This window comes from Catellatospora tritici (genome assembly GCF_019083965.1).
GTDB classification, from domain to species: domain Bacteria; phylum Actinomycetota; class Actinomycetes; order Mycobacteriales; family Micromonosporaceae; genus Catellatospora; species Catellatospora tritici.
The window spans coordinates 325,725-343,677 of the sequence record NZ_JAHRCY010000007.1 but is presented as its reverse complement, the minus strand read 5'-3'; the positions used below and the strand labels follow the sequence as shown (position 1 = coordinate 343,677).

At 72.1% G+C, this 17,953-nt stretch carries 19 protein-coding genes; 6 read left to right on the top strand and 13 right to left on the bottom strand.

Translation table 11 applies throughout. The features are described from left to right. Position 1 precedes the first annotated feature (1 nt). A complete protein-coding gene (gene moaA, locus KUA19_RS18670) occupies positions 2 to 1,006 on the bottom strand; it encodes a GTP 3',8-cyclase MoaA (RefSeq protein ID WP_217397267.1) in 1,005 nt (334 codons plus the stop codon). Between the two features lie 65 nt (positions 1,007 to 1,071). On the opposite strand from moaA, the gene KUA19_RS18665 reads away from it, so the two are divergent. After that, positions 1,072 to 2,469, top strand: coding sequence for a 3' terminal RNA ribose 2'-O-methyltransferase Hen1 (locus KUA19_RS18665; protein WP_217397266.1), 1,398 nt, complete (start codon positions 1,072 to 1,074; stop codon positions 2,467 to 2,469). After that, positions 2,466 to 4,985, top strand: coding sequence for a polynucleotide kinase-phosphatase (locus tag KUA19_RS18660; RefSeq protein ID WP_217397265.1), 2,520 nt, complete (start codon positions 2,466 to 2,468; stop codon positions 4,983 to 4,985). The genes KUA19_RS18665 and KUA19_RS18660 overlap by 4 nt, the downstream gene beginning before the upstream one ends. A 103-nt stretch (positions 4,986 to 5,088) precedes the next feature. Here the strand turns inward: KUA19_RS18660 and KUA19_RS18655 are convergent, their stop codons facing one another. Further along, positions 5,089 to 5,988: a fructosamine kinase family protein gene (locus KUA19_RS18655; protein ID WP_217397264.1), complete on the bottom strand. Its 900-nt coding sequence runs from the start codon at positions 5,986 to 5,988 to the stop codon at positions 5,089 to 5,091. Between the two features lie 99 nt (positions 5,989 to 6,087). Continuing rightward, the gene (locus KUA19_RS18650) at positions 6,088 to 7,110 is read right to left on the bottom strand and encodes a DUF4192 domain-containing protein (RefSeq protein ID WP_217397263.1); all 1,023 of its coding nucleotides are present in this window, start codon (positions 7,108 to 7,110) and stop codon (positions 6,088 to 6,090) included. 113 nt (positions 7,111 to 7,223) lie between these two features. On the opposite strand from KUA19_RS18650, the gene mobA reads away from it, so the two are divergent. The 3 genes from mobA to KUA19_RS18635 all read left to right on the top strand — a co-directional run bounded on the left by mobA (position 7,224) and on the right by KUA19_RS18635 (position 9,179). Continuing rightward, positions 7,224 to 7,808, top strand: coding sequence for a molybdenum cofactor guanylyltransferase (gene mobA / locus KUA19_RS18645; protein WP_217397379.1), 585 nt, complete (start codon positions 7,224 to 7,226; stop codon positions 7,806 to 7,808). Further along, positions 7,789 to 8,031, top strand: a complete 243-nt coding sequence (locus KUA19_RS18640; protein ID WP_217397262.1) for a DUF6457 domain-containing protein — start codon at positions 7,789 to 7,791, stop codon at positions 8,029 to 8,031. The genes mobA and KUA19_RS18640 overlap by 20 nt, the downstream gene beginning before the upstream one ends. 122 nt (positions 8,032 to 8,153) lie before the next feature. Then, positions 8,154 to 9,179: a T3SS (YopN, CesT) and YbjN peptide-binding chaperone 1 gene (locus KUA19_RS18635; protein ID WP_217397261.1), complete on the top strand. Its 1,026-nt coding sequence runs from the start codon at positions 8,154 to 8,156 to the stop codon at positions 9,177 to 9,179. Positions 9,180 to 9,315: 136 nt separating this feature from the next. Here KUA19_RS18635 and KUA19_RS18630 read toward each other — a convergent pair whose 3' ends face one another. Together KUA19_RS18630 and KUA19_RS18625 are read right to left on the bottom strand one after the other, a co-directional pair. Beyond that, positions 9,316 to 9,747, bottom strand: a complete 432-nt coding sequence (locus tag KUA19_RS18630; RefSeq protein WP_212828626.1) for an Lrp/AsnC family transcriptional regulator — start codon at positions 9,745 to 9,747, stop codon at positions 9,316 to 9,318. Further along, entirely contained in the window at positions 9,744 to 10,922 is a 1,179-nt protein-coding gene (locus KUA19_RS18625) for an ABC transporter substrate-binding protein (protein WP_217397260.1), read from the bottom strand. Before KUA19_RS18625 ends, KUA19_RS18630 begins: the two co-directional genes overlap by 4 nt. A gap of 155 nt (positions 10,923 to 11,077) precedes the next feature. On the opposite strand from KUA19_RS18625, the gene KUA19_RS18620 reads away from it, so the two are divergent. Further along, positions 11,078 to 11,653 carry a bacterial proteasome activator family protein gene (locus KUA19_RS18620; protein ID WP_217397259.1) on the top strand — a complete coding sequence of 192 codons (576 nt, stop codon included), beginning with the start codon at positions 11,078 to 11,080 and terminating at the stop codon, positions 11,651 to 11,653. A gap of 114 nt (positions 11,654 to 11,767) precedes the next feature. On the opposite strand, the gene KUA19_RS18615 is transcribed toward KUA19_RS18620, so the two are convergent. The 8 genes from KUA19_RS18615 to KUA19_RS18580 form a co-directional block, all read right to left on the bottom strand. Continuing rightward, complete coding sequence (locus tag KUA19_RS18615; protein ID WP_217397258.1) at positions 11,768 to 12,595, bottom strand: HAD family hydrolase; 828 nt, start codon at positions 12,593 to 12,595, stop codon at positions 11,768 to 11,770. A gap of 4 nt (positions 12,596 to 12,599) precedes the next feature. Then, a complete protein-coding gene (serS, locus tag KUA19_RS18610; RefSeq protein ID WP_217397257.1) occupies positions 12,600 to 13,868 on the bottom strand; it encodes a serine--tRNA ligase in 1,269 nt (422 codons plus the stop codon). Between the two features lie 38 nt (positions 13,869 to 13,906). Next, positions 13,907 to 14,572: a hypothetical protein gene (locus KUA19_RS18605; RefSeq protein ID WP_217397256.1), complete on the bottom strand. Its 666-nt coding sequence runs from the start codon at positions 14,570 to 14,572 to the stop codon at positions 13,907 to 13,909. A gap of 89 nt (positions 14,573 to 14,661) precedes the next feature. After that, complete coding sequence (locus KUA19_RS18600; RefSeq protein ID WP_212828633.1) at positions 14,662 to 15,399, bottom strand: AIM24 family protein; 738 nt, start codon at positions 15,397 to 15,399, stop codon at positions 14,662 to 14,664. Positions 15,400 to 15,625: 226 nt separating this feature from the next. Beyond that, entirely contained in the window at positions 15,626 to 15,979 is a 354-nt protein-coding gene (locus tag KUA19_RS18595; protein WP_217397255.1) for a metallopeptidase family protein, read from the bottom strand. Between the two features lie 2 nt (positions 15,980 to 15,981). Beyond that, positions 15,982 to 16,938 carry a prephenate dehydratase gene (gene pheA, locus KUA19_RS18590; protein WP_217397254.1) on the bottom strand — a complete coding sequence of 319 codons (957 nt, stop codon included), beginning with the start codon at positions 16,936 to 16,938 and terminating at the stop codon, positions 15,982 to 15,984. 25 nt (positions 16,939 to 16,963) lie between these two features. Further along, entirely contained in the window at positions 16,964 to 17,476 is a 513-nt protein-coding gene (locus tag KUA19_RS18585; RefSeq protein WP_217397253.1) for a hypothetical protein, read from the bottom strand. A 35-nt stretch (positions 17,477 to 17,511) separates the two neighbouring features. Then, on the bottom strand, positions 17,512 to 17,946 hold the full coding sequence (locus tag KUA19_RS18580; protein WP_217397252.1) for a hypothetical protein: 435 nt from the start codon (positions 17,944 to 17,946) through the stop codon (positions 17,512 to 17,514). Positions 17,947 to 17,953 lie beyond the last annotated feature (7 nt).

Genomic DNA, 17,953 nt, shown 5'->3' with positions numbered 1-17,953 from the left:
GTCATCCTCCGATGGCGGACATGGGGCGGGCCGGCTGCAGGAAATCCGGGTTGTCGATGCCGTGGCCGGGCAGCTTGCCCCACATCGCGTCGCGCCAGCGCTGCGCGATCTCCTCGTCCCCGGCTCCGCCGCGCAGCAGACCCCGCAGGTCGGTCTCGCCGCGCGCGAACAGGCAGTTGCGCACCTGCCCGTCGGCGGTCAGCCGGGTCCGGTCGCAGTCGCCGCAGAACGGCCTGCTGACCGAGGCGATCACGCCGACCTTCGCCGGGCCGCCGTCGACCAGCCAGGTCTCGGCGGGAGCGCCCGCGCGCTCGGCCGGGTCGGGCGACAGCTCGAACTCGGCCCGCAGCGCGGCCAGGATCTCCTCGGCGGTGACCATGTCGGTACGGCTCCAGCCGTGCTGGGCGTCCAGCGGCATCTGCTCGATGAAGCGCAGTTCGTACCCGTGCTTGAGGGCGAAGCGCAGCAGGGCAGGGGCCTCGTCGTCGTTGACGCCGCGCAGCAGCACCGTGTTCAGCTTCACCGGGGTCAGCCCCGCCTCGGCCGCGGCGGCCAGCCCCGCGACGACGTCGTCGAAGCGGCGGCGGTGCGCGATGGTGGCGAAGCGGTCCGGGTCGAGGGTGTCCAGTGAGACGTTGACCCGGTCCAGCCCCGCCTCGCGCAGCGGCGCGGCCAGCCGGGCCAGGCCGATGGCGTTCGTGGTGACCGACAGTTTGGGCCGGGGGTTCAGCGCGGCCGCCCCGGCGACGATGCCGACCAGGCCGGGGCGCAGCAGCGGCTCGCCGCCGGTGAAGCGCACCTCGGTGACGCCGAGCCGGGTCACCGCGAGCTCGACCAGTCGCAGCACCTCGGCGTCGGTCAGCACCTCGGCGTTGGGCAGCCAGGGCAGGCCTTCCGGGGGCATACAGTACGAACAGCGCAGATTACACCGATCGGTCAGCGAGACCCGCAGATCGACGGCGCGCCGCCCGAAGCGGTCGACAAGGCCCGATCGTGTGGAGGTCACTTCACGACGGTAGCGCGCTTAACCGGAATGCGTGCGCGCCGGTCTACCTGGCAAGATGCCTCGTCGTGCTGCTGACCGTCTCCACCACCCACAGCCCGGCGACAGATCTTGGCTATCTGCTGGTCAAGCACCCGGAGCGGGTGCACACCTTCGACCTGAGCACGGGCACCGCGACCGTGCTCTACCCGCGGGCCGACGAGCAGCGCTGCACCATGGCGCTGCTGCTGGAGGTCGACCCGCGGCGGCTGGTCGACGGCAAGGCGGACGGGCAGCTCAACCAGTACGTCAACGACCGCCCGTACGCCGCGTCGAGCCTGCTCGCCGCCGCGCTGAACCGGGTGTTCCGCACCGCGGCCCGGGGCGTGTCCAAGGACCGGCCGGAGCTGGCCGCCACCGCGATCCCGCTGGAGATCCGGGTGCCGGTGCTGCGCGCCAAGGGCGGCCTCGCGCTGGCTGAGCGGCTGTTCACCCCGCTGGGCTGGACCGTGACCGGCAGCGTGCTGCCACTCGACGAGGCCCGGCCCGAATGGGGCGACAGCCGCTACCTGGACCTGACCATCTCCGGCGAGGTGCGCCTGGCCGACGCGCTCAACCACCTCTACGTCCTGCTGCCCGTGCTCGACGACGCGAAGCACTACTGGGTCGCGCCCGACGAGATCGAGAAGCTGCTGCGCGCGGGCGAGGGCTGGCTGGCCGGGCACCCGGAGCGGCCGCTGATCATCCGGCGCTACCTGGCGCACAGCCGCGCGCTGGCCGAACGCGCCGATGAGCAGTTGGCACCGCTGGCCGAGACGGCACCCGACGACTCCGTCGCCGAGCACACCGCCGAGAAGCCCAAACCCCTGAATCTGGTACGCCGGACGGCGGTGCTCGCCGCGCTGGCCGAGACCGGCGCGTCCCGAGTCCTCGACCTGGGCTGCGGCGGCGGGGCGCTGCTCGGCGACCTGATGAAGGACCGCCGCTACACCGAGATCCTCGGCGCGGACGTGTCGCCCCGGACGTTGGAGATCGCCGAGCGGCGGCTGCGCCTGCACCGGCTGCCCGACCGGCAGCGCGCCCGGATCAAGCTGGTCCAGTCCGCGCTCACCTACGTCGACGAGCGGCTGCGCGGGTACGACGCCGCCGTGCTGATGGAGGTCATCGAGCACCTGGACCTGCCCCGGCTGCCCGCCCTGTGCGCGGCGGTCTTCGGCGACGCCCGACCGGGCGCGGTCATCGTGACCACTCCCAACGTCGAGTACAACGTCCGCTACGAGAACCTGCCCGAGGGCGAGCACCGGCACGACGACCACCGGTTCGAGTGGACCCGGGCGGAGTTCGCCCAGTGGTGCGACACCGTCGCCGCCGAGTACGGCTACACCGTGGCCGTACGCGGCGTCGGCGACCCTGACCCCGAGGTGGGGACGCCCACCCAGCTCGCCCTGTTCACCAGGACCACGACCGCGACGGAGGTGGCGGCATGACGACCCTCGACATCCCCGAGCTGGCCCTGGTGGCCCTGGTCGGCATCTCCGGCTCCGGCAAGTCCACCTTCGCCCGGCGGCATTTCACGCCCTCGCAGGTGCTGTCCAGCGACACCTTCCGGGCCATGGTCCGCGACGACGAGAACGACCAGTCCGCCACCGCCGACGCCTTCGACGTGCTGCACTACGTGGCGGCCAAGCGGCTGCGCGCCGGGCGGTTGACCGTCGTCGACGCCACCAACGTGCAGTCGCACGCCCGTGCCGCGCTGGTGGCGACCGCGCGCGAGCACGACGTGCTGCCCGTCGCGATCGTGCTGGACACCCCGGAGTCGGTCTGCTGGGAGCGGACGCAGGCGCGGCCGGACCGGACGTTCGGCCGGGAGGTGCTGCGCCGCCAGCACCGCGACCTGCAGCGGTCGCTGCGGCACCTGGCCCGTGAGGGTTTCCGCAAGGTGCACGTCGTCACCGACCCTGAGGCCGTCGAGCTGCGCTACGAGCGGCTGTTCAACGACCGCACCGACCTGACCGGGCCGTTCGACATCGTCGGTGACGTGCACGGCTGCCGTGCCGAGCTGGAGTCGCTGCTGCTCACGCTGGGCTGGGAGCTGGTCCGCGACGGCAGCGGCAAGGCCGTGGACGCGAGCCACCCGCAGGGGCGTACCGCCGTGTTCGTCGGCGACCTGGTGGACCGCGGCCCGGACACGCCCGGTGTGCTGCGCCTGGCCATGAACATGATCGCGGGTGGCCGGGCACTGTGCGTGTCGGGCAACCACGAGAACAAGCTGCTGCGCCATCTGCGCGGCCGGAAGGTGCAGCTGACGCACGGGCTGCCCGAGTCGGTCGCACAGCTGGCCGCCGACCCGGTCGACGGGCTGGACCGCTTCCTCGACGGCCTGGTCAGCCACTACGTGCTCGACGGCGGCAAGCTGGTCGTGGCGCACGCCGGGCTCAAGGAGGAGTACCACGGCCGGGCCTCCGGCCGGGTCCGCGCCTTCGCCATGTACGGCGACACCACCGGCGAGACCGACGAGTACGGCCTGCCCGTGCGCTACCCGTGGGCGCAGGAGTACCGGGGTCGCGCCATGGTCGTCTACGGCCACACCCCGACCGTCACCCCGGAATGGGTCAACAACACCATCTGCCTCGACACCGGCGCCGTCTTCGGCGGCCGCCTCACCGCCCTGCGCTACCCCGAGCGGGAGCTGATCGCGGTCGAGGCCGAAGCCGAGCACTACGCGCCCGCCCGGCCGCTGAACCCGGCCCCCGCCACCGACCGGGCCGCCGGTCAGTTGCGGCTGTCCGAGGTCACCGGGCGGCGGCACGTGCAGACGCCGTACGGCACGGTCACCGTGCCCGCCGAGCACTCGGCCGCCGCGCTGGAGGTGATGAGCCGGTTCGCGGTCGACCCGCGCTGGCTGCTGTGGCTGCCGCCGACGATGGCACCCGCCTCCACCTCGGCGCAGGACGGCTACCTGGAGCACCCGGTCGAGGCCCTGGCCGACCTGCGCGCGGTCGGGGTCGACCGGGTGGTGTGCGAGGAGAAGCACATGGGCTCGCGCGCGGTGGTGCTGGTCTGCCGCGACGCCGCCACCGCGGCCAAGCGGTTCGTCGACGACGGCAGCACCGGCGTGATCTACACGCGGACCGGGCGGCTGTTCTTCGCACCCGAGCGCACCGAGCAGCTGCTGGCCCGGGTCCGCGCCGCGGTCACCGCGGCCGGGCTGTGGGAGGAGCTGGACACCGACTGGCTGCTGCTCGACTGTGAACTGCTGCCCTGGTCGGCCAAGGCCCGCACGCTGATCGAGCAGTACGCCGCCGTCGGCACCGCCGGTCGCACCGTGCTGCCCGCCGCGCTCGACGTGCTCACCGCGGCCGCCGGGCGCGGGCTGGACGTGGCCGCGCTGCGCGAGCGTCTCGACGGCGGGCTGCGCGACGTGCGCGCCTTCACCGACGCCTACCGCCGGTACGCGCCCGCCGAAGGCCTGGACGCGGTGACGTTGGCGCCCTTTGCGGTGCTGGCGGCGCAGGGCCGCGGTTTCACCGACGCCGACCACGGCTGGCACCTGGGCATCGCCGACCGGCTCGTCGCCGCCGACCCGGCCGGGTTCACCCCGACCCGGCGGCTGGTGCTCGACCTGTCCGAACCGGACGCCGCCGAGCGGGCCACCGCCTGGTGGCTGGAGCTGACCGAGGCGGGCGGCGAGGGCATGGTGGTGAAGCCGTACGCCGGGCTGGAGGTGCGCGACGGCAAGGGTCGGCTGGTGCAGCCGGGCGTCAAGTGTCGTGGTCGGGAGTATCTGCGGATCATCTACGGGCCGTCGTACACCGAGCCGGGGCAGCTGGCCGGGCTGCGGGACCGGCGCCTGGGCCGCAAGCGGTCACTGGCGCTGCGCGAGCACGGCCTCGGCCTGGCCGCGCTGCGGGAGGCGGCCGACGGCGGTGCACTCTGGCGCGTGCACGAGCTGGTCTTCGCCATCCTCGCCAGCGAGTCCGAGCCGGTGGACCCGCGCCTGTAGCCGGTGCCGCCGCCCGTCGCCCGTCCCGCGGGCCGGGGCGGCAAGATCGCCGTCTCCGGTCCGAACCTGTCGGCTGACCGCAGGTTCGGACCGGGGACAGCGGTCAACCTTGCGAACTCAACCGCAGGCAGGCCGTGGTGGTCTCCCGTACGCCGGGGGCGAAGGCGGCGCCGAACAGGGCCGTGTGCAGCAGGTACATCGAGAGCTGGTGCAGCGGGACACGCTCGCGCCAGCCCTCGGCCAACGGCCACGCCTCGGCGTACGCGGCGAGGACGCGGTCCAGGTACGGCGCCCCGCCCCACAGGCCCAGGTAGGCGAGGTCGGTCTCCCGGTGGCCGCCGTGCGCGGCCGGGTCGACCAGCCAGCAGCGGCCGTCGACGTCCCACAGCAGGTTGCCGGTCCACAGGTCACCGTGGATGCGCGCGGGCGGCTCGTCCCCGCCGACCCGGTCCAGGCCCGCGAGCACCCGCTCCACTCGGGCGGTGTCGGCGGGCTCCAGCGCGCCCCGGTCCACCGACAGCTTCAGGTACGCCGCGAGCCGCCGCTCGCCGTACCATTCGTGCCAGGCGCCCTCGACCTGCGTGTTGTCCATCGGCGCCGACCCGTGGAAGCCCGGCCACGGGGCACCGAACGCCGGTGCCCCGGCCCGGTGCAGCCCGGCCAGTCCGCGCCCGAACTCCTCCGCGCCGAGCGCGGTCGGCGAACCGTGCTCGACCCAGGCCATGCCCAGCAGCTCCGGCGTCTCCACCAGCACCTCCGGCACCGGCACCGTGCCCGGCTCGGCCAGCCACCGCAGCCCGTTCGCCTCGGCGGCGAAAAAGCCCGCCGGTGCCTTGCCGTCGCCCTCGGGCCACGACTTGGTGAAGACGGACTCGCCGTCGTCGAACGTCAACCGGGTGGTGTGGCAGATCGAGCCGCCGTCCACCGGCGTCTCCCTGATGCGCTGGTGGTGCAGGAACGTCGGCAGCAGATGCGGGTGTGCCCGCAGGTAGGCCAGATCCATGCCCCGATTGTCCGACCCGAGCCGCCTCGCTGCGGTGCTGGGGTGGCCACGTTAAGAAGGGGCCCTTCCGCACGGAATGCGATAAGAATGGGCCCTTCCTTACCTGCGGGTGCGGTGGCGGTGGGGTAGGGGTGGGGTGGTCGGGTCGGCGGGCCAGGGGCTGATCGTGTGCGGGGGCAGGCCCTGGGCGAGCGCGCCGGACAGCAGGTGGGCGAGGCTGTAGTCGGCATCGGCGCGCAGGGCGCGCTCCAGGGCCGCCCCGGCGAGCACGCCGTTGCCGCCGCGCCAGGCGCACCAGCCGAGCAGCGTGGCGATCGGGGCGACCAGGCCCGGCTCGCACCGGCGGGTCAGGTCGAGCCAGAAGTCGAGCTGCCAGTCCGCGTCGTCGGTACGCGACCAGGCGTGGTCCCGGCAGGGCAGGTGGTGCAGCACGAGGCTCAGCCAGGCCGCCTCGTCGTCGTCGAGTCGCCCGCCCGCCGCGAACGCGTCCATCGCCCGGTCGATCGCGGCGGTCCCGGCCGTACGCAGTGCCTCTTGCTGATCGTCGGCCGTGGACAACAGCGTCAGCAGCCGCAGTTCGGCCCGGTCCACAGCCTGCGTCATCGCGATCGCGGCCAGGTTGCCGATCGGCTCCACCAGCCGTAGCACGGACTCGCGGTCGGGCAGCACGGTCATGCCCTCGAACGTCGCCGCGGCGGCCGCCGCCGTGGTGCTGAGGTCGAACAGTTCGCCCTCGGGCGGGGTGCAGTCGGCGCAGCGCAGGCAGTGATATCGGTCGCCGTCGCGGTGCAGTGACTCGGCGACGTGATATCCGCGCTGTTCCAGGCCCTGCGCCAGCTCGTGGGTCCGTGTCGCGGCCTCGGCGTGCGGGCCGTACCCGATGAGCATGGCGGTGGTGACCGGGGCGCCCCGGCGCCCGGCGCGGGTGAGCAGCCGGGCGAAGTCCCGCAGTGTCTGCGCCGCCGGGGTGGCCACATCGGCGCGGGCGCCCACGCTGATGCGCCGCCCGCGCAGTCCGATCACGACGACGCTGTCGGCGGGATGGAAGCCCAGCATGTATGGCACGTACGCGATGAGGTCGGCGCGGTCGGTGAAGGTGTAGGTGGGCATCGAGGCGCTCATACGGCCAGCGTCGTGGCGTCGCCGTGCGGGAGCCAGCGATGATCGTTAACCTGTGGACGACACGCTGAGTCGTCCACAGGCGGGAGGGTGCGGACTTGCTGCCGTACGCGGCGTTGGTGCTGGCCGGAGGCGCGGCCCGCCGGATGGGCGGGGCGCCCAAACCGCTGTTGCCCGTCGGCGGTGTGCCGTTGCTGACGCGGGTGCTCGCCGCGCTGCGCGGGGCCGACCCGATCGTGGTCGTCGGCCCGCCCGAGCTGGACCCGCTGCTGCCGCCCGGTGTCCTGCGCACCCGCGAGCAGCCGCCCGGCGGCGGGCCGGTCGCCGCGATCGCGGCCGGGCTGGCCCTGTGCCCACCCACCGGCCGGGTGGCCGTGGTCGGCGCCGACCTGCCGTTCCTGACCGCGGACGGGATCGCGGAACTGCTGTCGGTCGACGCGCCCGTGGTCATGTACGCCGACGAGCAGGGCCGGACGCAGTACATGCCGGCGCTGTGGCGAGTCGAGGCGCTGCGCGCGGCCTTACCCGATGAGCCCGCCGGGGCGTCCCTGCGCGGCCTGCTGCGCGAAATCGCCCCCCACCTCGCCGCCTGGCCTGGCACTGGCCCCCCGCCGTGGTATGACTGCGACACCGTGCCCGACCTGCGCGCGGCGAACGATCTGAGCGAAGCGGAGGCGCCCGATGGCCGTGGACCTGCCTGAGTTCACCGCGGCGGCCTGCGCCGAACTGGGCCTGCCCGCCGACGCCGTCGACACCGGCCTGGTGCTGGACCTGGCCCGTGAGGTGGCCCACAACGCGGTGCGTCCGGGTGCGCCGGTCAGCGCCTATCTGCTGGGCTTGGCGGTAGGTCGGGGCGGCGATCCGGACGAGCTCGCGGCACGCCTGATCGCGCTCGCGCAACGGCTCGGACAGTCCAATCCCTGACTACGCGAATACGGCTCCGGTCGGTAATGTCTGCGTGACGGAGGAACCGGGGCTTCCCCGACGTATGCCGCGGCAGCGGTGGCTTGCCTGCACGGGGGCCACGCCCCTGGAGGAGGCGAACGATGACGGAACTGTCGAAACCCGGCCTGGCCGAGGCCGAGCTGCTGGACGAGCCCACCACGGCCGACCTGCACGAGAAGGTCACCGAGGCGTGGCGCGAGTTCGCCCGCGCCCTGGCGACCGCCCTGCCTGATCTGCCGCCCGGCAGTGAGCTGGAGCTGGCCCTGGACCCGACGGCCTCGGGCACCGGCAACGCCGTGTACGGCGTGAGCGTGGAGCGCCTGGACGACGGCGCCCTGCAGGCCCGCGCGGTCAGTAATGCGAACCTGCCCGAAGGCTTCCGGCTGGAGCGCACCGCGATCGCGGCCATGGTCGCGCTCGGCTGGTCGCCGCCCGGTGTCATCGCCGGGGCCAAGGAGAACTTCGGCCTGTCGGCGCAGCCCGAGGCGCTGGCCACGATCATCACGCGCACGCTGCGCGACGTCTACGGCGCCCCGCACCCGGCCTTCCTCGTGTACGAGGCACATGACCGCGAGGAGGAGCCGGTCGCCGTCGCCCCGCTGGGCACCGCCCGGCACGAGTCCACCATGGACGGCTTCCTGCCCGCGATCGACTCACTCGACGCCAGCGGGCTGGACCTCGCCGACCGGGTGCGCATCGTGGTCGCCGCGCTGCTCAAATCCGATCCGGACGAGCTGCAGGTCGACGGCGACGGTGACATCGGCATCCGGGCCGGTTCGGCGATGGTGTTCGTACGGGTGCGGGAGAACCCGCCGCTGATCGACGTGTTCTCGCCGGTGCTGACCGACATCGAGCCGACCGAGAAGCTGTTCGTGAAGTTGTCCGAGCTGACCAACCGGATGCCGATCGGCCGCCTCTACTGCACCTCCGGCACGGTGTGGGCGTCGATCCCGGTGTTCGGCCGCGACTTCCAGGCCAGCCACCTGGCGCTGGCCATCCAGGTCATGACGGGCCTGGCCGACGAGCTGGACGACCGCCTGCACGGCGAGTTCGGCGGCAAGCGCTTCTTCGGCGAGGGCGACAAGCCCGCCCCGATCGAGGAAACCCGCATCGGCCAGTATTTGTAGGCCCAGCCATCGCGCGGCTTCCGTCCGCCGACGGTTGCCGCAAAGGAGCGTGGCATCGCGCAGCGATGTAGCGACGCGCGGCTGCCATCGGCTGCTGGGACGGAAGCCCGCGCCCGCGAAGGCGGGCGCCGACAGCTCAGTCGACGAGGCGGGACAGGACGATCATGCTGCGGGTCGAGGTGATGAAGGGCTCGGCCCGCAGCCGCTCCAGGGCCTGCTCGAGGTGCGAGATGTCGGCGGCGCGCAGGTGGACCAGCGCGTCCGCCTCGCCGGAGACGGTGTAGGCGCCGACCACCTCGGGGTGGCGCCGGGTGACCTGGGTGATCTGGGCCGGAGTGGTGCGGCCGGTGCAGAAGAGTTCGACGAAGGCCTCGGTGCCGCCCCCCACCGCCGCGGGATCGACCACGGCGGTGAAGCCCTTGATCACGCCACCGGAGCGCAGCCGGTCGACGCGACGCTTCACCGCCGGGGCCGACAGCGACACCGCCGTGCCGATCTCGGCGTACGTGGTGCGCGCGTCGGACAGCAGCGCTGCGATTATCCGCTGGTCAACGTCGTCCAACTTCACGAACCGAGCGTAGCGAGGTCACTGATCAACACGTTCGACGGGATGGGGCCGTCCATGGCGACGCGGCGCAGGTACCACTTCTGCTGCGGGGCGCGGCTCTGGGTGAACTGCCAGTTGCCGCGCGGGCTGATGATCTGACCGACGCTGGCGAGCGCGAGGTTGATCTTGGCGGGCGTGGTGGAGCTCTCTCCGGACAGCGTGAGCGCCTGGTCCAGCACCGCCGCCGCGTCGTACGAGGCGACCGCGTACGCCGTGGGCGTGCGCTGGTACTGCGACTGGAACACCGACGAGAACGTGTGGTTGGACAGGTTGCTCAGGTCCGCCGAGTACTGCATGGCCGTGTAGAGGCCCATGGCGTTCTTGCCGAGCTGGTCCAGGGCCTGTCCCTCGGACGCCACGCCGGGAGCGTAGACGGCGCCCTTGTAGCCGTGCTGGACCAGCGCCGCCATGAACGGCCCGATGTGCGCGGTGGGCAGGTTGCAGAAGACGGCGCCCGGGTTGCGGTTGGCCACCTGCGACGCGTACAGCGCGTACGCGTCGGTGCTGGCCTTGGTGCCGACGGGCACGCCGATCGGGTCGTTGGCGCCGGCGCCGTACTCACTGATGAACGAGTCCATCAGCTCGCCGGTGGTGGCGTTGTCGATGCCGACCAGGGCGACCTTGTTCGTCGATCGGCGACGCAGGTACGACGCGATGGCCTTGGCGGGCTCGTCGCTGAGGTACGCGGTGCGCCAGATGTAGATCGCGCTGGGCATCTTGGCGGGGGCGGTGTGCGTTGCCAGCAGCGGGACCTTGGCCTCCTCGACCGCGTCCCGAATGTGCGGCAGCAGGTCCGGATTGGCCACACCCACGACGGCGAGCACCTGCTTGTCGTGCAGCCGCTTGAGGGCGTCCAGGCCGCTCTTGGGGGTGTCGCCCTCGTCCTCGGTGACGATCTCCACGGGGTGCCCGTCGAGGGCGTTGCCGTGCAGCTGGAGGTAGAGCTTGAAGCCGATCTCGAGGTCGACGCCGATGGCCTTGTTGGCGCCCGTCTGGGGCGTCAGCAGACCGATCCGAACGGCGCTCTTGGGGCTGTCGGTGGGCGTGGTCGTGCAGCCGGAGAGTGCGCCGGTGAGACCTGCAACGCCCGTGCCGGTCAGCAGCCCGAGCAGCCTACGACGGTCGAGGCCGTCCAATGTGTCCTCCAGAGTGATCCTGCCGACGTTCGTGGAACGCCCTGGCGTCGCCGATGTGCGTTGCAGCTACGCGGTCTTTCGACCCACTGTGGCGTTCTACCGCTTCCCGCCACGTACGTCAATGATCAACATTGGTCGGGCTCTCAGGATCTAGGATGGGTGGGTTCCTGACTGAGGAGGTCGGTGTGACCCAGCAGCACCCGGACGAGAAGAGTGTGGTGGTCGTGGGCCCGGACGGGCGCCCGATCGGCACGGTGGAAGTCGGCGCTGACGGACCTGCCGTCAATGTCGGCGAGGAAGACCCGGGACGCCTGATCGAACAGCCCGCGAAGGTGATGCGCATCGGCAGCATGATCAAGCAGCTGCTGGAGGAGGTACGCGCCGCGCCGCTGGACGAGGCGGGCCGCCAGCGCCTGGTCGAGATCCACCGCCGGTCGATCGTCGAGCTGGAGGACGGGCTGTCGCCCGAACTGCGGGACGAGCTGGAACGCATCTCGGTGGACTTCACCGAGGGCGCCACGCCCTCGGAGTCGGAGCTGCGTATCGCGCAAGCCCAGCTGGTCGGGTGGTTGGAGGGTCTGTTCCACGGCATCCAGGCCGCGCTGGTGGCCCAGCAGATGGCCGCCCGGATGCAGCTGGAGCAGATGCGCAACATCCCCGCCCTGCCGCCCGGCGCGACGGGCACCGACCCCGGCAAACCCGGCCGCGGTGGCCTGGGCCAGTACCTCTGACGCCTTCTAGCCCTACAGCTTCGGGGAAACTGCGGTAATCCGACCTCGGATTGCAGCACTTTCCCCGAAACTGCACGCAAACCCGACGCGGCGAGCGCCGCGCGGAATGCCGGCTCAGCGGGCGCGTTTGAGGAGTTCGTCGAGGTAGACGGCGACGCCGTCGCGGTCGTTGGAGAGCGTGGTCTCGTCGGCCAGCGCGATCACCTCGGGATGGGCGTTGGCCACCGCGACCCGGTGCCCGGCCCACTCGAACATCGGGATGTCGTTGGGCATGTCCCCGAAGACCAGCACCTCGGCCGGGTCGATGTCCAGTTCCTTGGCCACGATCGCCAGGCCGCTGGCCTTGTCCACGTTCGGCGGGGTGATCTCCACCCAGCCCAGGCCCGAGTGGGTGAACGCGGCCGTCTCCGGCCCCACCAGGCCCCGCGCGGTACGCAGCAGCGCGTCTGAGTCGTCGTCGCCGCCGACCCGGACGAACGCCTTGATGATGTCGTGCGACAACGACTCCGCCCGGTCCTGCACCTGCAGGTCGTCCGGGTACGGCCAGTCCGTCACGTCATCGCCCCAGATCGGGGAACTCGGCGTGTCCAGCGCCTCGACCAGCAGCTTGACCGGCCCCAACCGCTCCTCCAGCGCGTTCACCAGCGCGGCCAGGGTCGAGCCGGGCAACCGGGCGTCGCGCAGCACGCGCGGCGCACCCGGGTCGCGCAGGTCGAGCACCCGGCCGCCGCCGCCCAGCACCAGCAGGTCGGCGTGCGGCAGGTCGATGCGGCTCAGCTCCTCCAACCGCGGGCCACGGCCGGTCGCGCCGACGATGGGGATCCCGGCCGCACGCACCCGGTCGAAGACCGAGTGCGTGAAGCCGCTGACCGTGGCGTCGGACCGGACGACAGTGCCGTCCAGGTCCGTCGCGACGAGTTTCGGTAGGCCTTGCCGCAGCACGCGCTCAGGACCCTGCCTTGACGGGCTCCAGCACGTCACGACCGCCGACGAAGGGCTGCAGTGCCTTGGGTACACGCACCGAGCCGTCCGGCTGCTGGTGCTGCTCCAACAGCGCCACCATCATGCGGGTGGTGGCCAGGGTGCCGTTGAGCGTCGCCACGGTCTGCGGCTTGCCGTCGGCGTCGCGGTAGCGGGTGTTCAGGCGGCGGGCCTGGAAGGTGGTGCAGTTCGAGGTCGAGGTGACCTCCATGTACCGGTTCTGCGTGGGCAGCCAGGCCTCGCAGTCGAACTTGCGCGCGGCCGACGAACCCAGGTCGCCCGCGGCCACGTCGATGACCCGGTAGGCGAGCTCGAGCTTGCCGAGCATCTCCTCCTCCCACGCCAGCAGCCGCAGGTGCTCCTGCGTGGCCTCCTCCGGCGGGCAGTACGAGAACATCTCGACCTTGTCGAACTGGTGCACCCGGATGATGCCCCGGGTGTCCTTGCCGTACGACCCCGCCTCGCGCCGGAAGCAGCTCGACCAGCCCGCGTACCGCATCGGCCCGTTCAGGGCCAGGATCTCGTCCTTGTGGTACGCCGCCAGCGGCACCTCGCTCGTGCCGACCAGGTACAGGTCGTCGGCGGGCAGGTGGTAGACCTCGGCGGCGTGCGAGCCGAGGAAGCCGGTGCCCTCCATCGACTCCGGCTTGACCAGCACCGGCGGGATGACCGGGGTGAACCCGGCCTCGACCGCCTGCCACAGGCCCAGCTGCAGCAGCCCGAGCTGCAGCAGCGCGCCCACGCCGGTCAGGTAGTAGAACCGGGCGCCCGACACCTTCGCGCCACGCTCGGTGTCGATCGCGCCGAGCAGCTCGCCCAGGGCCAGATGGTCGCGGGGGTCGGTCAGTTCGGGGCGCTCGCCGACCTCGCGCAGCACGACATAGTCGTCCTCGCCGCCGCCGGGCGCGCCGTCCTGCACCACGTTCGCGATGGCGAACTGCGCCGCGCGCAGCACCCGCTCCGCCTCGGTGACCGCGGCCTCGGCCGCCTTCACCTCTGCGGACAGCTCCTTGGTGCGGGCCAGCAGGGCCGTCTTCTCGTCTCCGGTGGCCCTCGGCACCAGCTTGCCGAGCTTGTTCTGCTCGGCCCGCAGCGCCTCGAAGGCGGCCACGGCCGAGCGGCGGGACTCGTCGGCCCGGATCAGGTCGTCCACGGCATCGACAGCGTCTCCGCGCAGCCGCTGGCTGGCGCGTACCGCCTCGGGGTCCTCCCGGACCAGGCGCAGATCAATCACGTCGAAAAGCGTACCGGCCGGGGGTGGGGCTTCTCGCGTCAGTATTGCCGCACGAACGGCGCGGCGGTGGAGACCGTCAATTCGATCTCCCCCGGCTCGGTCTCCTCCGGTCGCGCGGTCGGGACGGTCGCGGTCTCCTGCTCGCGCTCGAGCGTGCCGCGCAGGTGCGCGCTCAGGAAGGCCAGACCCAGCAGCAGCGGGGTGGCCAGCGCCGTCCACAGGCCCCGGCCGAGCGACACGGTGACCTTGACCGTGCTCTCCGGCGGGAACAGGGCCAGCTGCGGCACACCGGACAGGTCCCTCATCTTGTACGCCGCCGCGCCGAGCAGCACCAGCAGCGCCGCACACAGGCCCAGGCCTGCCACGCGTGCCGCCGGGCGGGCCGTTGCCGGGGCGGCGAGCACCAGCGCGACCAACGCGCCCAGGAGTCCCAGCGAGACCAGGTAGGTGTCACCCACTCCGCTGGACCACACGTCGTTGACCACCGACTCGACGCCGTAGAACGAGGACTCCATGGGCTCGGGAGGTGCGCCGGCGAGCTGCCACTCGCCGAACAGGGAGGCCACAGCCGCCGTCCCGCCCAGCACCAGCAGGGTGGCCGCGGTACGGGGATCAGCGACGTGGTGCCGCCAGCTTCGGGCGGGCAGCTCCAGCTCGTCCGGGTCCAGGCCGTCGAGTTCCACCACGTCGAGGTCGTCGTCCATGGGCGGCATCATCCCACGCGCCTGCTACGCGCGAACCCCCCACGAGTTGAGACGTCGCAGGGGGTTCGCTGAGAAGGCTGAGTCGCGGATCAGCCGCCGAGCAGGCCGCCGAGCAGGCCGCCCTGCTGCTGGTTGCCGCCGGAGCCGCCGGCCACGGCGCCGCCCGGGAACTCCTCCGACGGCTGCACGACCACGAAGCCCTGGCCGGCGAAGCTCATCGTGAACGCCTCACCGGTGGTGCGGCCCAGCAGCGTGCCGATGCCGAGCTGGTCGGCGCGGTGGTAGCCAGTCTGCAGGTTGGCCGACCAGCAGATGGCCGCCTGCGGGTCGGCGTAGGTGGGCTGGTCCACCGTCAGCACGACCGGCGTGCCCTTGGTGGTGATGGCCAGCCGGCCCTGGCCGCTGAAGACGCAGTTGAACATGCCCGCCGCGGAGAACATGCCCATGCCCTGGACCATCTTGATGTCGTAGTTCAGCGTCGACTCGAAGGCCAGCACGTTGGAGCCGTTCACGCTCAGCGAGTCACCGGGGGCCAGGTCGACCAGGTGCACGTCGGCGGCCCGGTCGGCAAGGAACACGTCACCACGGCCGGAGAGCTTCATCAGCGGCACACCCTCGCCGGTGAGCTTGCTCTTGAGCCACTTGGCCGCACCGCCCGAGCCGAGCGCCTGGAACTGCACCTGGCCCTGGTAGGCGACCATGGCGCCGGTACGCGCCATGACCTCGCCGTTGAGCTCGATCTTCAGCATCTTGGAGTTCTGCAGCCGCAGGCCCGGAGTGGCGGACTCCTTCTCCAGGTTCTCGGCGGCGAAGAGGGCACTCTGCATGTCGTCATCCTTCGGAGGGGGACGGGGCACCTTAAACGCTAGAAGCGTAGGTGAGCTGCACAAGTTTGGGCGTCGGCTTGCCGACTCTTTGCCTATGGCGCCCGCCTTCGCGGGCGCGGGCTTCCGTCCCGGAAGCCGATGGCAGCCGCGCGTCGCTACATCGCCGCGCGATGTCACGCTCCTTTGCGGCAACCATCGGCGGACGGAAGCCGGTCTGTAGTCGCGGTCAGCCCCAGCCGAGGTCGTGTAGGCGGTGGTCGTCGATGCCGAAGTGGTGGGCGATCTCGTGCACGACGGTGACGGCGACCTCCTCGACCACGTCGTCCTCGGTGTCGCAGACGCGCAGGATCGGGTGCCGGTAGATGGTGATCCGGTCGGGCAGCACGCCGGCGTAGTCCCAGCCCCGGTCGGTGAGGGCGTAGCCCTCGTATAGGCCGAGCAGTTCCGGTTCACCGGGGGGTGAGTCGTCCTCGACCAGGATGACGACGTTGCGCATCAGGTCGAGCAGTTCCTGCGGCACCTCGTCGAGCGCGTCGGAGACCAGCTCCTCGAACCGCTCGCGGCTCATCTCGACCGGCATGCTCAGGACAGTTCGCCGCGCCGGAGCCGCCCGAGCCACGCCAGCGAATCGGCGTAGTCCGGATCGGACAGCCCGGCCGGTGGGGGCACCGGCCGTTCCGGCACCCCGCCGGGCAGGCCCGCCCGGGGGTACGACCCGAGGAAGCGCACACCCGCGCACAGCCGCCGCAGCCCCTGCAGCGCCTCGCCGACCCGAGCCTCGGCGACGTGGCCGGTGCAGTCGAGGAAGAAGACGTAGCGGCCCAGGCGCTCACCGGTGGGGCGCGACTCGATCCGGGTCAGGTTGACCCCGCGCACCGCCAGTTCGGTGAGCACGGCGAGCAGTGCGCCGACCCGGTCGTGCGAGATCCAGACGGCCAGCGAGGTGACGTCGTTGCCGGTCGGCTCGGGCGGCAGGCCGGGGCGCGACAGCAGCACGAAGCGGGTGGCCGCGTCGGGGTGGTCGGCGATCTTGTCGGCGAGCCGCTGCAGTCCGAACCGCTGGACGGCGATCGGGGCGCAGATGGCGGCGTCGAACTCGCCCGCGGCGGCCGCCGCGGCGGCGGCACCGTTGGACAGCACATCGGACACGGTCGCGTCCGCCGCGTACGTACGCAGCCAGGCGCGGCACTGGATGGACGCCTGCGGGTGCGCCGCGACGGTGCGCACCCGGTCCAGGGTCATCTCCTGCCGGGCGGCCAGCACGAACTCGACCGGGATGACCACCTCCCGGGTGATGACCAGCGGTTCGCCGTCGACGAGCTCGTCGAAGGTGACGCCGACCGCCCCGCCGATCGAGTTCTCCCACGGCACCAGGGCCGCGTCGGCGTCGCCGGTGCGCACCGCCTCCAGCGCCTCGGGCACGCTGCGCGCCGGGGTGCGGATGCCCTTGAGCGCGGCGGGCAGGGTCAGCAGCGCCTGCTCGGCGAAGGTGCTCTCCGGGCCCAGGTAGACGAACCGGGTGGGCGGGACTCCAGGCATGCGATCAGCGTACGCCGGGGCCGGTTCAGCAGCCCGCGGTGAGGCGGATGCCGGCCGGGGCGAAGTTGCGCACCTCGATCGTGCAGATGTCGGTGCCCGCGGTGACCACCGTCAGCTTGCCCGGGGCGCCCTTGGTCACCACCTGCAGGGGTTCCCGGCCGGTCACCGACAGCACTGTGTACTGCCAGGTCCCGGCGCACATCGGCTGGGTTACCACGGTGACCGTGCCACTGCCGGGCAGGATGCTCGTGGTGTGCCGCAGCGTCGAGATGACCTGGTCGGCGCTGGGGCGGCCCTGGCACAGGGTCGCCGTGATCTCGGAGAACGTGGCCGACGGCCCGGTGCTGGGGGGCACGGTCGGCGGCATGCTGAATCCCGGCGGCAGCCCTGTCGAGGTGGCCGGAGTGGACGGTTGCGGCACCGGTGCGCCGGGCTTGGGCTGCAACTCGGGCGGCACTCCGCAGCCGCCGAGCAGAACCGTCCCGGTCAGCCCGGCGGCAGCGAGCGCGGCAAGGAATCGCGTCGGACGCAGGGGCATGGGGATGGAGACTAGCGCGAATCGTGCCGTTCGGCTCACACGGCGGCGAAGAAGCTCAGTGATCCGACGACGGCGCCGCCCTGCCACAGCGGGGTGGCGACAGCGTCGAGGGTGCGACTGGCCGCACCGTCCTCGGTGCGTACGCGCATGAGACCGCGGGCGGGGCGCTTGGAGGTGAGCGCGAGCAGAGGGGGGATCTGCTCGCGCTCGGCTTCACCGAGCTCCTTGCCGGCCGCGGTGAAATCGATGAGGCAGAGCACGGATGGGTCGAGCACGTGCAGGCCCGTGAGTTCACTGGGCCTGGCGGCGACCACCAGTCGGGTCCACGGTGCGGACGCGGCGACGATGAGGCCGTCGGCATTGATGACCAGACACGACTCCTCCGCCGAGGCGACCGGCGCCGACCACGTGGCGAGCGGATCGGCTGCGATCGGCTCCAGGGGGGAGAGCGAGAGCTCGATGTGGGTCATCGCTGCT

Coding starts and splice junctions, on each gene's coding strand:
- KUA19_RS18650 (WP_217397263.1), bottom strand. CDS start 7,110: ATGAGCGCCTCGATGCCCACCTACACCTTCACCGACCGCGCCGACCTC.
- KUA19_RS18580 (WP_217397252.1), bottom strand. CDS start 17,946: ATGACCCACATCGAGCTCTCGCTCTCCCCCCTGGAGCCGATCGCAGCC.
- KUA19_RS18635 (WP_217397261.1), top strand. CDS start 8,154: ATGACGGAACTGTCGAAACCCGGCCTGGCCGAGGCCGAGCTGCTGGAC.
- KUA19_RS18640 (WP_217397262.1), top strand. CDS start 7,789: ATGGCCGTGGACCTGCCTGAGTTCACCGCGGCGGCCTGCGCCGAACTG.
- pheA (WP_217397254.1), bottom strand. CDS start 16,938: ATGCCTGGAGTCCCGCCCACCCGGTTCGTCTACCTGGGCCCGGAGAGC.
- KUA19_RS18595 (WP_217397255.1), bottom strand. CDS start 15,979: ATGCCGGTCGAGATGAGCCGCGAGCGGTTCGAGGAGCTGGTCTCCGAC.
- KUA19_RS18605 (WP_217397256.1), bottom strand. CDS start 14,572: ATGGACGACGACCTCGACGTGGTGGAACTCGACGGCCTGGACCCGGAC.
- KUA19_RS18585 (WP_217397253.1), bottom strand. CDS start 17,476: ATGCCCCTGCGTCCGACGCGATTCCTTGCCGCGCTCGCTGCCGCCGGG.
- KUA19_RS18660 (WP_217397265.1), top strand. CDS start 2,466: ATGACGACCCTCGACATCCCCGAGCTGGCCCTGGTGGCCCTGGTCGGC.
- KUA19_RS18655 (WP_217397264.1), bottom strand. CDS start 5,988: ATGGATCTGGCCTACCTGCGGGCACACCCGCATCTGCTGCCGACGTTC.
- KUA19_RS18600 (WP_212828633.1), bottom strand. CDS start 15,399: ATGCAGAGTGCCCTCTTCGCCGCCGAGAACCTGGAGAAGGAGTCCGCC.
- KUA19_RS18620 (WP_217397259.1), top strand. CDS start 11,078: ATGGGTGGGTTCCTGACTGAGGAGGTCGGTGTGACCCAGCAGCACCCG.